Consider the following 16,071-nt stretch of genomic DNA (forward strand, 5'->3'; position numbering starts at 1 on the left):
CATTGGATTGATCAAATCTTGTTCTTCGTAATAGCGAATCTGTCGAGCAGATAAATCAGTCAACTTCATAACTGTACCAATCGGAAATACCGATCTAGAACGTCTAAGCTCTTTTTCACTCATTTAAGTCCCCCATTCGATTACTTTTATAGAATATCAGTCTTTTTTTCCATTGTCAACAAAAAAATGCATCGAATGTAAGGAAATCTAACATAACAAAATGAACATTACTAGTTTCTATTGGTTAACTGTTCCGATTATAAACACTAAATTGAACTATACCAATTTTAAAAAATCAAAAAAAAGAACCAGTGGATATTTTTCCCACTGGTTCTTTTAGTTCCTACTTACTCTTTTAATACAACGTTAAATACTTTTCTTTTTCCCACTCAGAGACTTGTTCGCGGTAAGCTGCCCATTCAATCTGTTTGGCACTTACAAAACTTTTATAAATATGGTTTCCTAAAGCATCTTGTACAACTTTATCTTGTTGCAAGTATTTAACAGCATTGTGCAACGTAGAAGGAAGATCCTTAATTCCTTTTTTGTATCTTTCTTCTGAAGACATGCGGTAAATATTACGATCAATCGGTTTAGGAGCGATACTTTCCTTTTTCACTCCGTCTAATCCAGATTGCAACAATACTGCAACTGCTAAATAAGGATTTGCACTAGGATCAACACTACGTAATTCTATTCTTGTAGATATTCCTCTCGAACTAGGGATGCGTACCAAAGGAGAACGGTTACGTGCACTCCATGCAATATAAACAGGCGCTTCATAGCCCGGAATCAATCGTTTATAAGAATTTACCGTTGGATTACAAATCGCTGTGTACCCTAAAGCATGATCCAATATACCAGCTAAGAAATGATAAGCTGTCTTACTCAAACCAAGCTCATTTTCTTCATCATACAATACGTTTCCATCTTTGTTGAATAACGACATATTAAAGTGCATACCAGAGCCGCTAACTCCGTATAACGGTTTAGGCATAAAGGTCGCATGCAACCCATGCTTACGAGCAACTGTTTTAACAATCAGTTTAAAGGTTTGAATGTTATCACATGCTTCTACTGCACCGGCATACTTCCAATCAATTTCATGTTGTCCTGGTGCTGTTTCATGATGACTAGCTTCAATCTCAAAGCCTAATTCTTCAAGTTGCAACACAATATCACGACGACAGTTTTCGCCTAAGTCAGTGGGCGCAAAATCAAAATAGCCACCATTATCATTTAATTCAGTTGTTGGTTTTCCATTTTCATCTAATTTAAACAAGAAAAATTCTGGCTCAGGTCCTAAGTTGAATTCTGTATAGCCTTCTTTTTTCATTTCAGTTAGAACACGTTTCAAATTCGTTCTAGGGTCTCCAGAAAAAGGGGTTCCATCTGGATTATAAATATCACAAATTAAACGTGCAACTTTTCCATTTACTTCTTCCCAAGGGAATACTAACCAAGTTGATAAATCGGGGCGCAAAATCATGTCACTTTCTTCAATCCTAACGAATCCATCAATAGATGAGCCGTCAAACATCATTTTATTTTCCATTACTTTTTCTAATTGACTGATTGGCACCTCAACATTTTTTATTGTTCCATCTATATCGGTAAACATTAATCTTAAATAACGAACATTTTGTTCTTTTACACTCATTTCGATTTCTTCTTTTGTAAAATTCTTCATTTTAGTTGTATTTTCTCCCTTTTATTAAATATTTTATAGCCAATGATCTTCAATCTTATCTACTCTAAAAGAACCGTGAAGTCCTTTTTGGATCCATACCTCGCAAAGCTAGAAATTCATCTTGCAAAATTCGGCGAACATCTTCATCCGTTAAAATGGACTTTTCTTCATTTTCCACTTCTTTTTCTTTCAATTCATAGATACGCTTGATACCCGCCATGTTGATTCCATCTGCCAAGTAATCCTTTATCTCAAGAAGTACATCTATATCATTCAAAGAATACATCCGTCTATTTCCTTCGCTGCGTTTAGGACAAATCAACTCTTGTTCTTCGTAATAACGAATTTGACGCGCGGATAAATCGGTCAGCGTCATTACAGTCCCAATTGGAAATACAGACATGGAACGCCTAAGCTCTTTCTCGTTCATGAGGTCCTCCCATCTAGCTTATTACTACAGTAACAATGTCTTTTTAAATTGTCAAAAATTTTACGTGAAATAATCTTTATTACCGAAAAAACAATTCTTCTACAGCTGAGCTGACGGCTAATTTAACATGTTCATACGTCAAGCCACCTTGGACATAAAGTGTATAAGGCGGACGAATTGGACCATCTGCTGTTAATTCCATACTGGAACCTTGGATAAATGTTCCTGCTGCCATAATGACATCATCTTCATAACCCGGCATGTAAGCTCCAATAGGAGAGACGTGCGCGTTTACAGGAGAATATTTTTGGATTGTCTGTGCAAATCTAATCATTTTTTCTTTATTGTTTAAGGAAATCATTTGAATCAGATCTGTTCGTGGTTCATCCCATTTTGGTGTACTTTCAATTCCACAAGCATCTAAAAGTGCAGCTGTATAAACAGCGCCTTTTACTGCTTCTCCAACAGTATGAGGAGACATGAAAAAACCTTGGTACATTTCTTGCAGACTGTATAAAGAAGCACCCGCTTCTCTTCCTATACCAGGAGTAGTTAAACGGTAACCGCACGCTTCAATTAGCTCTGTTTTACCCACAATGTATCCGCCAGTTTTAGCTAATCCACCACCAGGATTCTTGATTAAAGATCCAGCCATCAAATCTGCTCCCACTTCGATTGGCTCTCTTTCTTCAACAAATTCTCCATAACAATTATCAACAAAAACAATCACTTCAGGGTCGATTCCTTTGACAAATCGAATCATTTCTTCAATTTGCTTTATCGTGAACGAAGGTCGGCTGGCATACCCTCTAGAACGTTGAATAGCGACCATTTTTGTTTTTGACGTCATTTTTTCTTTTACTGTTTCAAAATCTATTTGTCCATCCGGCAACAAATCTACTTGATCAAAGCCCATTTGGTATTCCTTGAAGGATCCAATCCCATTTCCTGTAACACCGACAATCTCAAGTAAGGTGTCATAAGGAGATCCAGAAATGTACAACAAGTCATCTCCAGGGCGCATAACACCAAACAAAGCGGTCGAAATAGCATGTGTGCCAGAAATGATTTGTGGTCGAACTAAACCTGCTTCAGCTCCGAAAACTTCAGCATAAACCTCTTCTAATATATCTCTTCCAAAATCATCGTACCCATAACCGGTCGTTGGATTAAAATGCTGTTCCGTAACTTTTTTGTTTCTAAAACTTTGCAAAACTTTATTTTGATTAAATAAAGCTACTTCATGAATGTAGTCATGGACCGGTTTGATTTTTTCTTCTACTTCTTTAATTTTTACAATTAATTCAGGTGCATAGTGATCGTTCCAACTCATGATATTTGATTCTCTCCATTCCATTTCGACGCTGCTTTCGCATACCCCTTAATGACGTATACATTTTTTTCTTCATCGTATTCTTCTGAAATAACTAGCGTTTCTCTTTTTAAACGGACTAACTTATCTCCTTGACTAACGGCTATTTCGATCCGGTAAGGGACCATCAACTCTTGCATTTTTTGCATTATAGCTGTTAGCAATTGCTCGATATCTTCTGGATCATTAGCTGAAATAAATACATTCGGGAAAAGGGATGGATAAAATGAATCTTCGACTAAATCCTTTTTATTATAAACCGTAATCATCGGTATTTTTTCCATACCAAGTTCTTTTAATAACTGAACAACGGTTTGTTCATGTCCGGCCATATTTTCAGCAGAAGCATCTACTACATGCAACAGCAAATCTACACCTTTGGTTTCTTCTAAAGTTGATTTAAAAGACTCAATTAACTGTGTCGGCAAATCTTGAATAAACCCAACCGTATCGGTAAGTGTGACATTCATTCCACTTGGCAACATCAATTGACGTGTCAAAGGATCTAATGTCGCAAACAATTGATTTTCTTCATACGTATCTGCTTGAGTCAACTTATTTAGCAACGTTGATTTCCCCGCATTCGTATACCCCATCAAACCAATTTGAAAGGTTCCACTTTCTTTTCGTTGCTCCCGAGTACGACTGCGGTGTTTTTCCGTTTCTGCTAAATCACGCTTGATATCGGTAATTTGGTCACGAATGTGTCGGCGATCTGTTTCTAGTTTTGTTTCCCCTGGTCCACGTGTTCCAATTCCTCCGCCTAATCGAGACAAATTAATACCTTGTCCAGCTAATCGAGGCAACAAATATTGTAATTGTGCCAACTCAACTTGTAATTTACCTTCTTTGCTTTTAGCTCGCATTGCAAAAATGTCTAAAATCAATTGAATCCGATCAATGACCTTTACTTCGTCTAGTAAAACCTTTTGGATATTTCTCGTTTGACCCGGTGTCAATCCTTGATTGAAGATAACCGTATCTACTTCTAGTTCATCCACTAAAGAAACCAATTCTTCCATTTTTCCTTTACCTAAAAAAGTACGAGAATCTACTCGATCTCTTTTTTGAGTCAGTTCGCCCACTACTTCTCCAAGAGCTGTTTCGGTTAATTGTGCCAACTCTGTCAATGAATATTGGAAATCTTGATTGCTTTCTCTTGTTTGTACACCTACAAGGATAACGCGTTCAGCTGTTTCAGCAGTTTCTTTTGTTTCCATTCCGTTCACCTTCTATTCTAATATTTTAAATACAACAGGAAAGTTTATTCCTTTAGAAATCTTTCCACTTCAATTTCTACTTTTTTTCCGTCTTCAGGAAAGGCTACTAAATCCCACCACTCAACGTGTTCTAAACGATTTTTAAACCACGTCAATTGACGCTTGGCATATCTTCTTGAGTTTTGTTGGATGGCTTCTTTAGCTTCTTGCAACGTCACTTTTTTTTCAAAGTAAGGAAACAATTCTTTGTAGCCAATTCCTCTTGAGGCTTGTGCATCGGGTAACTGTTGTTGATACAACCACTCAGCTTCCTCTATCAATCCTACTTTAAACATCTGCTCTACACGTAAATTGATACGCTGATAAAGTTCTTCACGTTCAGTCGTTAAGCCGATAATTTTAGCTTCATAAAGAAGCTCATTTTCTTTGCGCTCACTTTGATAACTGGAAAAAGGTTGTCCCGTTACGTGGTACACTTCAAGCGCTCGAATAATCCGTCTGCGATTGTTAAAATGAATTTTTTCAGCAGCGACAGGATCGACGTTCGTTAATTGTTCCCATAAATAGAGATTCCCTTTTTCGTTAGCAATTACTTCTTGGGCTTCTCGAAAAGCCAGATCATTTTCACCGCTGCCACCAAAAGTCACATCATACAGTAAGGATTCGATATACAGCCCTGTACCTCCTACAATGATGGGTACTTTCCCCCTAGCTGATATATCTTCAATTAAAAAGCGCGCGCGCTTTTGGAAATCAGATACCGCATAACTCGTTGTGACATCTACTTCATCAATCAAATAATGTGGGATTTCTTTTTGCTCCTCTTTGGACACTTTAGCTGTTCCAATGGTGAGATTGCGGTAAATTTGCATAGAGTCGCCACTAATAATTTCTCCATCAACCGCCTTAGCTAACGACAAACTTAAACTGGTTTTCCCAACAGCAGTGGGGCCTACAATAATAATAATTTTTTTCTTTTTCACACTATTCTCCTTCACCCTGCCACTTATTTCTTATTTCAAGAGCTTTCTGGGGATAATCCGTAATGATACCCGCTAAATTTTTACGAAAACAAAATTGAAGATCATTACTTTTATTAACAGTCCAGACTCGTACTGGCATTTCCGGTATTCGAAAAAGACTAACACTTCTGAACCAACTCAATTTTGGATGCCACATGTTGACTGGAATGTCTGGCGTTAAGAAATGAACATTTTTGCCAGTTTTTTTAAATAATAAGGCAATTTTACAAGTAGCATCAAGTCTTTTTAGCTCAATCAGAGTTTGATAATTAAAACTGGAATATTCAATAGTGAACGGCCAATTCTTTTCAGCTGCAAAGGCAACTACTTTTTCCTCGATTCCTGGATACAAAACTTTATCTGTTTTTAGCTCGATATTGACTAATCCTTGATAGTCAGCTGCGTCTAACAAATAGAAAACTTCTTGTAATGTTGGAATACGAGAAGTGCTGTACTCAGAGGAATACCAGCTTCCGGCATCGAATTGTTTTAATTGGGTTAACGTTAAGTTTTGAACACGGCCTTTTCCATTTGTGGTACGATCAATTGTTTCATCATGGATAACGATCAATTCTTGATCTAAACTTAAATGAACATCTATCTCAATACCATCGCTTCCCACTCGAACAGCTTCTGTGATTGCTTCTATGGTATTCTCCGGATGCGTTCCTTTACTTCCTCGGTGAGCAATAATTTTTGTTTGATTCATGACCGTTGTCCCTCCATTGCTTACGTTCTTAATAATTATAGCATATTTCTATTCTTTGCCCTATAGATTGCTTTTTTTCCATAACAGGAAACAATCGTTTTTTTCTCCAAAGTAACGTACAATAGAACCTGTATTAAGGAGGAAGGCATATGTATTTAACAATCGAAGAAACAGCCCTTTATTTAGAAATTTCTACAACTGATATTATGCGTCTGATTCGTGAAAAACAAATTCGTACTTTATCAGATGGAGAAACTATTTTAATTTATAAAGAGCAATTCAATTTATATTTACGCGAAATTGAGAAGTACAAAAGAGAAGTACAAGAGTATTTAAACGAACCTATCCCAGAAGACATTGATATAAAAGATGAAGATTAACATATGAGCATAATGAAGTAGACTGTCAGGTCCGTTTCATTATGCTTATGTTATTCTCATTCCTACTGTTCCCCTTCACTTATCGAACATACGTTCTTGCAATAGAACTAGCTACTATAAGAAAGGGACCGATTGATGATGATTAAGATGGATTATTCAAATGAACCTAACCAAGATGGTTGCTTAGTTTTAGCAGCTTCTACTAGAGTGAAAAAAGAATATGGCATTAAAACAGGCTCCAGACGATATGAAATTCCTCGTCATTCGTTTATTCAAATTGTTGAACCGCGAATGACCTTATATTTGCGCATCAATGAAATCATCAATGCTATTTTTCTTGAATTTGTATCGGAAAACGATTTGCACCTTTACAGTATTGATGAATCTTTTTTAGATGTAACAGCTTCAAACACTCTTTATGGATCCACAAAAGAAATTGCATTGAAAATACAAGCGACCATTTGGTAACGGCTTCGTTTAGTTGTAACAATTGGCATCGGCGATAACCCACTTATGGAAAAACTAGCTTTGGATAACGCTGCTAAAAAAACACCCAATGGCATAGCAGAATGTCATTATGAAATGGTATCAGAAACCATTTGGAATATCCATCCTATCAACGAAATGTGGGGTATCGGACAACGAACCGCAGCGAATATTTACCGTTTAGGAATTGATTCGGTCTACAGCTTATCAACGAATTCTGCCCAATCCTTAAAACGGACTCATAGGATTATTGGAGAGCAACTATTTTATTATGCTCACGGGATTGACCAAAGCATTATTGCTCAAAATTATATTCCTCTATCAAATTCCTTTAGCAAAAGCCAAATATTAGATAGGGATTACATAGATCAATATGAGATTGAGGTTGTTATTCGGGAGATGGCTGACCAAGTAGCTATAAAACGAAGTGGGCTAGTAGATGGCATCAAGGATAAAAAAAGACACATCACAATTTAATTTAGTGACGTGTCTTTTTATTAGAAACATTTTTAGCCTATTCAATTAATTAATTAATTAATTAATTAGAAACTTTTGTTTTTCCAGTCCAATCACGGTAGCCGCCTTTAAGATGATGAATATCCGTGTGGCCTTCTTTACGTAAGCGAACTGCTGATCGTAAACTTACCGCTTTGTTGTGATCATACAAATAAACTGGTTGATCTTTTCTGATTTCACCACTACGTGTTTTCAAAGTAGAATAAGGAATGTTTCTAGCTCCTAATATATGCCCCGCATCAAAATCTTTTTTCTCGCGGACATCAATTAACTGAACTTTACGCATCTCTTTTTTAAATTCTTCTTCTGTTAATTCAATAGAAGCATTTTTGCGTTTGAAATAACTGTAGACTTCATAACCTGCCCACACTATGATGATAATCCATAAAACTGTATTAATAATCTGACCTGTATTCAATTCTTGTATACCCCTTTCAACTCGTTCTACAGGGATAATTGTACACAAGAATGAGCTGTTTTACTAGCTTTTTTTATTACTACCGTTTTTTCCAATCTTACAACTATACTTACTATGGCATATCGATCAATGAATAAATTGTTTGTTGTTCGATATCTATGATACTTTCATAGCGCCAACCATACAAACTGTATTTGCCATTCTTCGCTATCGAAATAGGCGCATTATCTGGTAGGTCCAAAATAGGTTCAATCGTTTTATGATCAAAATTCAACTTGCCAAATTCAAAATCTCCCGTTTTAAGTTCTAACTGCACCGCTTCTTTTGCAAAAACACCATAAACCGGTGTGTTTCTTGCAGCTTGACTTAAGTAAGGAAAAACTAACCGATCATTCATCGTTACTTTAGGTATAGCCATAAACGATTGATCAACCATGAAAGGGTATTGGTAATTTAATAACAATTCATCATCTGCAAAATCAGAAGGAGTATAGGTTATAAATGTATCTTCATGTACAAAAAAATCTGACACTTGGCTTTTTAATCTCAGCGAATCATTTGTACGGATATCTCCCATATAAAGGTCGCCAGTTTCAAGGGAAAAGTCATCATTATTGTCTACATACAAATACAAATTAGCTGAATACCACATAGGAGTCAACGAAGCTGAAGGTATAGATACGACTTCATTGGTTTCAAGATTCCAATTGCCAACAACTATTTCTGTATCTGATTGATAATAAGAAATAAAAATATGATTTTTATTCGCCGGATTCCAATTCACATTAACGAAACCTTTTGTTTCTAATGGCAACATTTGCATAACGGACCCGCTTTTATCAATTATTCTTAATTCTCCGCCGTTTTCACCGACAACTTGAATCAATACTTGTTGTTTATCTTCTGAAATAATAGCTGTTAAAATAATCGATTCTGCTTCATAAATAGGCGTGATTTCCCCAGTAAAAATGTTAAACAAAGATAAATTATCATTATTTATCTCACCAGTATGCACCAAAACTTCTTCATCAGACATCCAACCGATTACTTTTCTAAAACTTTCATAGTCAATCGGAATTTCTTTATAAGATAATGCCTTTTTTTCTGGCTCAGGAACTTCCGTTGGTTGTTTTTTAGTGCAACTTATTAAAAATAAGGTCGCGGAAAAAAGTAAAATAACTAAGTTGAGGATTTTCACTTTTTTCTTTTTACTTTCCATTCTAATCACCATATTTTTTTTGATTTGTTTACGCGGTTTTATAATGGGATTCTCCTTTGCAAAATCTTTCTCATTAAACTATAACATATACAGCGCCATTTCACACTTTATTAGTCTGTTTTATAGCTAACGAATCCATAAGACGATTTCCATTGCAATACCAAATGAAATAAAAAAAGATGATTTCGGTAAACTGCCGAAATCATCTTTTAGGAATAACATAAGAGGATTATTTTTTTAGGTTATCTCATTTTTAATGTTGATAGACGATTTAATTCGATTACCCAAATTCTGAAGGAATAGGATTGCTTATGACCCAATTGTGGCTTGAAAGTTTTGAATGTTCTAGGATTCAGACAGTCTCAGGGCTCTTACAAGCATATTCATTTATTCCATAAGAGTTTTTTGAAGCACCCACACCCGTTGTTAAACAACCAACTTTTTTAATAAACTACTTATTTTATAAGGTACCATTCATGTGTTCTTTAATTAATGAACTTGCACCGATTACGCCGGCATTGTTTCCTAGTTGGGCTAATCGAATTTTTGTTGTTTCACGAATAGTTGGGTAGGTAAACTTGTCAAAATATGTTTTGATTTGATCTATTAAAAATTCTCCTGCATGAGAAACTCCTCCACCAATCACAATCGTTGATGGATTTAAAACATTTGCCACACTTCCACAAGCCAAGCCTAAGTAGTAAGAAACTTTATCGACAACTTTAACCGCTAATTCATCATTTTCTTTCGCCAAATCAAAAACATCTTTAGCTGTTATCAATTGACCGTCATCAATGATGGTTTTTAAATTTGAATCACCAGCATATTCTTCTGAAAAATCTCTCGCTAAACGTACCACTCCTGTAGCACTTGCAACCGTTTCAAGACAGCCCTTTTTGCCACATGTACAATCGTATCCTTCTGGATTAACTGTGATATGTCCTAACTCACCAGCAGCACCGGCAACACCGTGAATCAAACGCCCACCAGCAATAATTCCACCGCCAACACCAGTTCCTAAAGTAACAAACACAACATCTTCTTCATTTTCTGCAGCACCTCTCCAGCGTTCACCAAGAGCGGCTACGTTTGCATCATTATCAATTGCAAAAGCAATGCCTGTACCTTCTTCAATTAATTGTTTGACCGGTTGAATCGTTGCCCAATTTAAATTGTAGGCTCCCACAACAGTTCCTTCTTTACGATCAACTGTACCAGGAGATCCCATTCCAATACCAATAAAGTCGCTAGGTGATAATTGGTATCTTTCAAGCTGTTCATTGATCGATTCAACTATAGAGGGAACGATATGCGATCCTTTATCTGTTATATCCGTTACAACACTCCATTTTTGTTGAATTTCTCCTTCACTTGTTAAAATAGCAAACTTTATAGTTGTTCCACCTAAATCAATTCCAATAATTTTTTTTGACATGACATTTCCTCCAAATTCAGCATTATTACTCTTTTAATTTTTCTTCTTCTTTTCGATGCTCTTGTTTTAACACGAGTAAAGCAGGCAGGTATTCAGTACTTTCAATTAAACCATTTTCATGCAGTTTTTTTAACTCAACCATCATCAACTCAATATCCCAAGACCGTTTTCCAAGATAAACGTAAATACCAAATCTTTTTAGCAACTGTTGTACATCATACAAATTTGTCATTGCTTCACTCCCTAAAGTCTAAAAGACGAAATAGGTGTATTAAGGTACCCTAGGTAGGCTAATACGACAACCATAACAGCAAAAAGTCCCCCATAAACCAATCGTTTATTGCGCCATTGTTTTACTGGATTAGGTACACTAATCGCTGTTGCAATCAAGAAACCTCCTAGTAAGCCTCCTAGATGTCCTGCCATATCGATTGAAGAACTAAATACGCCAAAAATAATATTAATAATGATCAATGTCCCGAAGCTTTTAGCCATCTGTTGAATAGCCGGGTTATGTTTAAAAGTCTGACCAAGCATAATGGTTGATCCGAATAATCCAAATAAAGCCGTACTAGCCCCTGCAGATAGAGCGTCACTAAAAGCAAAACTTGCAAGATTTCCCGCTATACCGCTGAGTAAGTAGATACCGGCAAACCGCAAATGGCCAAACATACCTTCTAATTGTTCACCTAAATAATAAAGAATTACCGAATTCATCAATAAATGAATAAATCCAATATGCAAGAACATTGGTGTAATCAATCTCCACCATTCTCCCAAAACAATATACGGGTTAAATTTAGCTCCATACTTTAGCAAAGTAACCATATTCGTACTTCCACCATCTAAAGTCATTAAAACAAACGCTAGAATCTGAATGGCTAAAAACAAATAGGTTACGACTGGTTTTCTAAGAAATCGTTTTATTTTCATTTGAGTTCCATACTCCAAACCGTCAACTCCATTCTATTTACTAAACTATCTATTTAAGCGTTCTTACTTATCAAACAATCTTCACTAGTTATTATAGCATAAAGCCTATTGTTCCTGCTTTAAAATTTCGCATAGAAATACTGCTGAAATTTAGATGGTTGATCTAAATTTCAGCAGTATTACTCTTATCAATGGACGTTCGACATTTTATTCCATATTTTCAATATCTTTGCTTAAATTCTTTACAGCGTCTAAGTTTCCTTTTGTGTGTTTCCCTTCAGAATCAACCTCAGATTTGTCTGTATCTTCTTTTGCATCCGTTTCGAAAACTGAAACGGTTACAATTTGATTCGGATTTAAATAATAGGAAGCTCCAGATTCATCTTCTAGTAAAATAAAACTTTCTAACAATTCACCATCTTCATCTGTTGCTTTATTTAGCAATTGTTCAGTAGAACTATTTACTACCAATGATTTCCCATTGCTTAACGCTATTTCACATTTATCCATTTTCAAAACCACCTTCTATTTTAGTACTATTAGTATAACAAATACAAATCATTGAGCCTAATTCTATGACTTTTGAATTAATTTTTCCCATATAAAAAAGCTGAAAGAAAATCTTCCAGCTTAATCTATAACACTATTCTATTTGCGAATTGAAATAACAAAAATGTTATTTTGTTTCACGATGTAAAGTTACAACGCGTTCGCGCGGGCAGTATTTTTTAAATTCAACACGGTCCGGACTGTTACGTTTATTTTTCTTTGAGATGTAATTACGTTCTTTACATTCTGTACATTCCAATGTGATATTTACACGCATGATTTTCCCTCCAAGCATTAAACAGTATTTATTTGAAGACATATTTCGTTGTCTTCTGACTTAAATATCATATCACTTTTTGTATAAACATGCTAGTATTTTTTTAGAGGTTGTAAAGTTTTTTTACTTTACGCTCCTGTTTCGTTTTACTTTCAGTCTAATTATTACCCATCAACACATTAGCCAACTGTTCATAATCCATCTCACTAGATACTTCATACGAACCTGGGCGAATTAGTGCAGCATAATCATTATTTTCTAAAAAGCCATCAAAATCAAAAGCATCTTCAATCAATCCTTGTGCTTGTAATTGTTGGCTAGCAACACTACTCGGATCCCCATCATTGATGGTAACGGTAATTTTTTTCTCACTAGGTTCAGAAGATTCAGCTTCAGCACTTTCCGTTGACTCACTTGTCGCTTCTTCTTTAACCGCATCTGGCTCACTTGTTGCTGTTTCTTTTTCTAAATTAGCGATTTCCGTTTCAGCTAGTAAAGCTTCATATTTTTCTTTGTACGATACTTCTTCTTTCGTTAATGCTGATTCTTCAACCACTGTATCTTCAGAGGCTATAGTTTGAACATCATAAAAGAACAGTCGATAGCCTGCAAGAACAATAGCAGATACTAGAAATCCTAATGATAAATAACGTAAAGCGGGTTTACTCATTCTGTCATTCTCCTTTATCAGGGATTAATTATTTTTCACATACTCATCAATAACAACTTTTACAGTTGCTTCAGATAAACGGGTTTGCATCACAATGTCTTCGATTGCAACACCTTGTGTATACAAACTAACCACATGTTTCTTTAAAACATTATGAATCTTAGCTGAGGTAGGTGTTTCCTTTGTCTGTATATTTAATTCTTCCTCTAAAACTGAAACACGTTTTTTCAAACTATAAATGTCTTGTAACAGTTGCAAAGATAATTCTTCAAATTCTTCTTTAATTTTCTCGCCATTGTCTTTTCTATAAAACGACCAGCCAATCAATGCAATTGCAATGACTAATAAGATAATGACAATTATCCATAAGTCCATTAAATTCACCTCTTCTTTTTATTCTCAAAACTCAGTTTAACATACCTCCGTTTAAAAAAGTACTTTGTAAAATAAATTTAATAATTTAATCTAGCTTAAAAAAGTTGAAACAACTCCTCACATTAATTTGCAGTTTCTGATAAAAAAAGATCTTGCCCGCTTTGTGGCAAAATCTTTTTTTATTATTACTCTTCAGTTGTTGGTTAATTTTCTTCAGCAATATCTTTTGAAAGATCAGCGTAATCGCCAACTTGGAAATAAGCATCAAGAACTTTACGAGCAATGATCGTATTTTCGTGGTTCGTATTTGTATTTGGCAAATAAGGAATGATGACAAAGACCGCAATCTCAGGATTATCATAAGGAGCATAACCTACAAAGGTACGATTGGTTACACTTTCGCCTTTTCTACTTTTGTTGGCCCCGTCATAAAAAGCTTCAGCCGTTCCTGTTTTACCGGCAATGGTATAGTCAGCACCTCTAAAGTAACTTGTAGCTGAACCATTAGCTCCATTAGCCACTTGGTACATTCCTTGTTGAACGCGTTCCATCTCAGTTTCTCCAACATCAACGATATTCAATATATCTGATTCCATTTGTGTTTGAACAGCACCTAAATTCCCTTTAGTGTCTGTTGCACGAATTTCGTCAACAAGACGAGGAGCAATCCGTTTCCCACCATTTGCAATGGTTGAAACATATTGTAGCATTTGAATCGGTGTATAAGTATCGTACTGACCAAATGCAAAAGTCAATGCTAAACCAGGGTCTTCAGCTGTACCTGTGAAACCAGAGCCCTCACCGGGCAAGTCAATTCCCGTTTTTACACCCAGACCAAATTGAGCATAATAACTTCTTAATTTTTTAATAACAGCTTTATAATTGATGTTTAACGACATATTTTTATAATAATTGTATTCCCCACCCATACGCATGGCAATTTTTGACATGTACACATTTGAAGACCGTTCTAAAGCGGTAATATCATTTACCACAACCCTACCTGAACGGTTGAATACTGAACTAATTTTATTTGTACCCGCAAATTCTAATGGTTCATCCGCTAATGTATTATCCGCTAGCGTGATAGCACCATCCATATAACCAGCTAATACAGTCGCTGGTTTAACTACGGAACCCATTTGATAAGTGTTATTGAGAAGACCTAATGTATCATCTTCAATCTCACCCGTTTTCGCATTTCTTTTTTGACCAGTCATTGCTAAAATTTTACCATTATTAGGATTAGCTGCAATAACATAAGCACTGTCGTTCAGCCCTTCGCTTTCAGTAGCTACGGAATTTTTAGCAATATCTTGCACAATCTTTTGAAAATCCATATCAATAGTTAAAACTAGATTATCGCCTTTTTCACCAGCATAACTTTGGATTGTATTAACAATATCGCCATTTTGATTGGTTTCAGTTTCTGATTTTGACTTCGATCCACTTAAAACTTGTTCATATTGTAATTCTAAGTCACTTTTTCCCACACGGTCATTCCGTGCATATCCTCTAGCTAGGTAAGTAGCTGCTTTATTCTCAGGTAATCCTTCAGACTCGCTGGTAACATTTCCAAGGATACTCTTAAGCATGTCGCCTTCTGGATACGTTCTGACCCAGTCCGTCCCAGTATCCACTCCTGGCAAGGTTAAAAGATTTTCACTGACCTTTGCGATTTCGTCATTGGTTACATCTTCACTTTTGATATTGATGGTGGATAGAGAATAAGCACCATTCATTCGTTTAAAAATAGCTGCTGCTTCTTGTTCTTCTTCATCGAACTGGATATCCTCATCAGTAACTTTATCCACTTGTAGTTGGTAAATTTTTGATCCGTCTAATGTCTCTTTTTGTTTATCCGAGATCCGTTCATTTACTTTGTCTTCATTTAAAGCAATCCAAAAATCTTTTAAATCTCTTCTAGATAAATCAAAATCGCTCTCTTGCTCAAACTCAGTAATATTTGGCATCTTGATATATTTCGCTAAATCAACAGCGATTTTTGCCATATCTTTACTAGAAACGCCGGTACCTCTTGTGTATGTGATTGATTGAAGTGCATCATTTCCAACTAGTTTACGCTGTAGTTTGTCGTAAATTTCACCTCTAGGAACGGTTCCTGTTGCTAAAGTCGTTTCTGTTCGTTGAACCTCTGTTTCAAATTCTTCACCTTTTACAATTTGCAGATAGCCTAATCTAACGATTAACATAGCGAATAATAGAAAGACCGTAAAGAATAAAAAATTCAGCCGAAATGGAATATGTGATTTTTTCTTCTTATTATGATTTTTATTATTTGTTTTCAAAAAACGACACCTTCCTGTTCAAATTAACTTGTCTCATTGTATCAAATTTGATTTGAATTAA

Annotated in this window: 20 protein-coding genes; 3 read left to right on the forward strand and 17 right to left on the reverse strand. The window is 35.6% G+C overall.

Annotated features, from left to right (window positions below; translation table 11 throughout):
• The 7 genes from CAT7_RS07780 to CAT7_RS07810 all read right to left on the reverse strand — a co-directional run.
• Window positions 1–123, reverse strand: a 123-nt coding sequence (locus CAT7_RS07780; RefSeq protein WP_007724134.1) for a MerR family DNA-binding transcriptional regulator, incomplete at its 3' end; no start/stop codon positions are given.
• A gap of 232 nt (window positions 124–355) precedes the next feature.
• Window positions 356–1,690, reverse strand: coding sequence for a type I glutamate--ammonia ligase (gene glnA, locus CAT7_RS07785; RefSeq protein WP_007724135.1), 1,335 nt, complete (start codon window positions 1,688–1,690; stop codon window positions 356–358).
• A 64-nt stretch (window positions 1,691–1,754) separates the two neighbouring features.
• Window positions 1,755–2,120 (reverse strand): MerR family transcriptional regulator, encoded by a 366-nt coding sequence (locus CAT7_RS07790; RefSeq protein WP_029276418.1) that lies wholly within the window; start codon window positions 2,118–2,120, stop codon window positions 1,755–1,757.
• Between the two features lie 79 nt (window positions 2,121–2,199).
• Window positions 2,200–3,453 (reverse strand): methionine gamma-lyase family protein, encoded by a 1,254-nt coding sequence (locus tag CAT7_RS07795; RefSeq protein WP_007724137.1) that lies wholly within the window; start codon window positions 3,451–3,453, stop codon window positions 2,200–2,202.
• Window positions 3,450–4,712: a GTPase HflX gene (hflX, locus tag CAT7_RS07800; protein WP_007724138.1), complete on the reverse strand. Its 1,263-nt coding sequence runs from the start codon at window positions 4,710–4,712 to the stop codon at window positions 3,450–3,452. The genes CAT7_RS07795 and hflX overlap by 4 nt, the downstream gene beginning before the upstream one ends.
• Before the next feature lie 44 nt (window positions 4,713–4,756).
• Window positions 4,757–5,695, reverse strand: coding sequence for a tRNA (adenosine(37)-N6)-dimethylallyltransferase MiaA (gene miaA / locus CAT7_RS07805; RefSeq protein ID WP_007724139.1), 939 nt, complete (start codon window positions 5,693–5,695; stop codon window positions 4,757–4,759).
• Between the two features lies 1 nt (window position 5,696).
• Window positions 5,697–6,443: a glycerophosphodiester phosphodiesterase gene (locus CAT7_RS07810; RefSeq protein WP_007724140.1), complete on the reverse strand. Its 747-nt coding sequence runs from the start codon at window positions 6,441–6,443 to the stop codon at window positions 5,697–5,699.
• A gap of 149 nt (window positions 6,444–6,592) precedes the next feature.
• On the opposite strand from CAT7_RS07810, the gene CAT7_RS07815 reads away from it, so the two are divergent.
• From CAT7_RS07815 to CAT7_RS12030, 3 genes are all read left to right on the forward strand, one after another.
• Window positions 6,593–6,823 (forward strand): helix-turn-helix domain-containing protein, encoded by a 231-nt coding sequence (locus CAT7_RS07815; protein ID WP_007724141.1) that lies wholly within the window; start codon window positions 6,593–6,595, stop codon window positions 6,821–6,823.
• A 135-nt stretch (window positions 6,824–6,958) separates the two neighbouring features.
• Window positions 6,959–7,291: a Y-family DNA polymerase gene (locus CAT7_RS12025; RefSeq protein WP_007724142.1), complete on the forward strand. Its 333-nt coding sequence runs from the start codon at window positions 6,959–6,961 to the stop codon at window positions 7,289–7,291.
• A gap of 45 nt (window positions 7,292–7,336) precedes the next feature.
• The gene (locus CAT7_RS12030) at window positions 7,337–7,786 is read left to right on the forward strand and encodes a hypothetical protein (protein ID WP_007724143.1); all 450 of its coding nucleotides are present in this window, start codon (window positions 7,337–7,339) and stop codon (window positions 7,784–7,786) included.
• A gap of 61 nt (window positions 7,787–7,847) precedes the next feature.
• On the opposite strand, the gene CAT7_RS07825 is transcribed toward CAT7_RS12030, so the two are convergent.
• The 10 genes from CAT7_RS07825 to CAT7_RS07870 form a co-directional block, all read right to left on the reverse strand.
• Window positions 7,848–8,198, reverse strand: coding sequence for a rhodanese-like domain-containing protein (locus tag CAT7_RS07825; RefSeq protein ID WP_407390367.1), 351 nt, complete (start codon window positions 8,196–8,198; stop codon window positions 7,848–7,850).
• A gap of 157 nt (window positions 8,199–8,355) precedes the next feature.
• The gene (locus CAT7_RS07830; protein ID WP_029276410.1) at window positions 8,356–9,462 is read right to left on the reverse strand and encodes a hypothetical protein; all 1,107 of its coding nucleotides are present in this window, start codon (window positions 9,460–9,462) and stop codon (window positions 8,356–8,358) included.
• Window positions 9,463–9,922: 460 nt separating this feature from the next.
• Window positions 9,923–10,897 carry an ROK family glucokinase gene (locus CAT7_RS07835; protein WP_007724155.1) on the reverse strand — a complete coding sequence of 325 codons (975 nt, stop codon included), beginning with the start codon at window positions 10,895–10,897 and terminating at the stop codon, window positions 9,923–9,925.
• Window positions 10,898–10,922: 25 nt separating this feature from the next.
• The gene (locus CAT7_RS07840) at window positions 10,923–11,129 is read right to left on the reverse strand and encodes a YqgQ family protein (protein ID WP_007724157.1); all 207 of its coding nucleotides are present in this window, start codon (window positions 11,127–11,129) and stop codon (window positions 10,923–10,925) included.
• An 11-nt stretch (window positions 11,130–11,140) separates the two neighbouring features.
• Window positions 11,141–11,830, reverse strand: a complete 690-nt coding sequence (locus tag CAT7_RS07845; protein WP_050771812.1) for a rhomboid family intramembrane serine protease — start codon at window positions 11,828–11,830, stop codon at window positions 11,141–11,143.
• Between the two features lie 207 nt (window positions 11,831–12,037).
• Window positions 12,038–12,340 carry a hypothetical protein gene (locus CAT7_RS07850; protein WP_007724162.1) on the reverse strand — a complete coding sequence of 101 codons (303 nt, stop codon included), beginning with the start codon at window positions 12,338–12,340 and terminating at the stop codon, window positions 12,038–12,040.
• A 166-nt stretch (window positions 12,341–12,506) separates the two neighbouring features.
• Window positions 12,507–12,656, reverse strand: a complete 150-nt coding sequence (gene rpmG / locus CAT7_RS07855; RefSeq protein ID WP_007724164.1) for a 50S ribosomal protein L33 — start codon at window positions 12,654–12,656, stop codon at window positions 12,507–12,509.
• Window positions 12,657–12,813: 157 nt separating this feature from the next.
• A complete protein-coding gene (locus CAT7_RS07860; RefSeq protein WP_007724165.1) occupies window positions 12,814–13,326 on the reverse strand; it encodes a hypothetical protein in 513 nt (170 codons plus the stop codon).
• A gap of 24 nt (window positions 13,327–13,350) precedes the next feature.
• Entirely contained in the window at window positions 13,351–13,701 is a 351-nt protein-coding gene (locus tag CAT7_RS07865) for a hypothetical protein (RefSeq protein WP_007724167.1), read from the reverse strand.
• Between the two features lie 203 nt (window positions 13,702–13,904).
• The gene (locus CAT7_RS07870; RefSeq protein WP_007724168.1) at window positions 13,905–16,010 is read right to left on the reverse strand and encodes a peptidoglycan D,D-transpeptidase FtsI family protein; all 2,106 of its coding nucleotides are present in this window, start codon (window positions 16,008–16,010) and stop codon (window positions 13,905–13,907) included.
• Window positions 16,011–16,071: the final 61 nt, after the last annotated feature.

It is taken from the genome of Carnobacterium sp. AT7 (assembly GCF_000171855.1).
Classification (GTDB): Bacteria; Bacillota; Bacilli; order Lactobacillales; family Carnobacteriaceae; genus Carnobacterium_B; species Carnobacterium_B jeotgali.

What these genes read in the sequence shown, in the direction of transcription:
- glnA (WP_007724135.1), bottom strand. Translation starts at nt 1,690, where the DNA reads ATGAAGAATTTTACAAAAGAAGAAATCGAAATGAGTGTAAAAGAACAA.
- CAT7_RS07790 (WP_029276418.1), bottom strand. Translation starts at nt 2,120, where the DNA reads ATGAACGAGAAAGAGCTTAGGCGTTCCATGTCTGTATTTCCAATTGGG.
- CAT7_RS07795 (WP_007724137.1), bottom strand. Translation starts at nt 3,453, where the DNA reads ATGAGTTGGAACGATCACTATGCACCTGAATTAATTGTAAAAATTAAA.
- hflX (WP_007724138.1), bottom strand. Translation starts at nt 4,712, where the DNA reads ATGGAAACAAAAGAAACTGCTGAAACAGCTGAACGCGTTATCCTTGTA.
- CAT7_RS07810 (WP_007724140.1), bottom strand. Translation starts at nt 6,443, where the DNA reads ATGAATCAAACAAAAATTATTGCTCACCGAGGAAGTAAAGGAACGCAT.
- CAT7_RS07815 (WP_007724141.1), top strand. Translation starts at nt 6,593, where the DNA reads ATGTATTTAACAATCGAAGAAACAGCCCTTTATTTAGAAATTTCTACA.
- CAT7_RS12025 (WP_007724142.1), top strand. Translation starts at nt 6,959, where the DNA reads ATGATGATTAAGATGGATTATTCAAATGAACCTAACCAAGATGGTTGC.
- CAT7_RS12030 (WP_007724143.1), top strand. Translation starts at nt 7,337, where the DNA reads ATGGAAAAACTAGCTTTGGATAACGCTGCTAAAAAAACACCCAATGGC.
- CAT7_RS07830 (WP_029276410.1), bottom strand. Translation starts at nt 9,462, where the DNA reads ATGGAAAGTAAAAAGAAAAAAGTGAAAATCCTCAACTTAGTTATTTTA.
- CAT7_RS07835 (WP_007724155.1), bottom strand. Translation starts at nt 10,897, where the DNA reads ATGTCAAAAAAAATTATTGGAATTGATTTAGGTGGAACAACTATAAAG.
- CAT7_RS07840 (WP_007724157.1), bottom strand. Translation starts at nt 11,129, where the DNA reads ATGACAAATTTGTATGATGTACAACAGTTGCTAAAAAGATTTGGTATT.
- CAT7_RS07845 (WP_050771812.1), bottom strand. Translation starts at nt 11,830, where the DNA reads ATGAAAATAAAACGATTTCTTAGAAAACCAGTCGTAACCTATTTGTTT.
- CAT7_RS07850 (WP_007724162.1), bottom strand. Translation starts at nt 12,340, where the DNA reads ATGGATAAATGTGAAATAGCGTTAAGCAATGGGAAATCATTGGTAGTA.
- rpmG (WP_007724164.1), bottom strand. Translation starts at nt 12,656, where the DNA reads ATGCGTGTAAATATCACATTGGAATGTACAGAATGTAAAGAACGTAAT.
- CAT7_RS07860 (WP_007724165.1), bottom strand. Translation starts at nt 13,326, where the DNA reads ATGAGTAAACCCGCTTTACGTTATTTATCATTAGGATTTCTAGTATCT.
- CAT7_RS07865 (WP_007724167.1), bottom strand. Translation starts at nt 13,701, where the DNA reads ATGGACTTATGGATAATTGTCATTATCTTATTAGTCATTGCAATTGCA.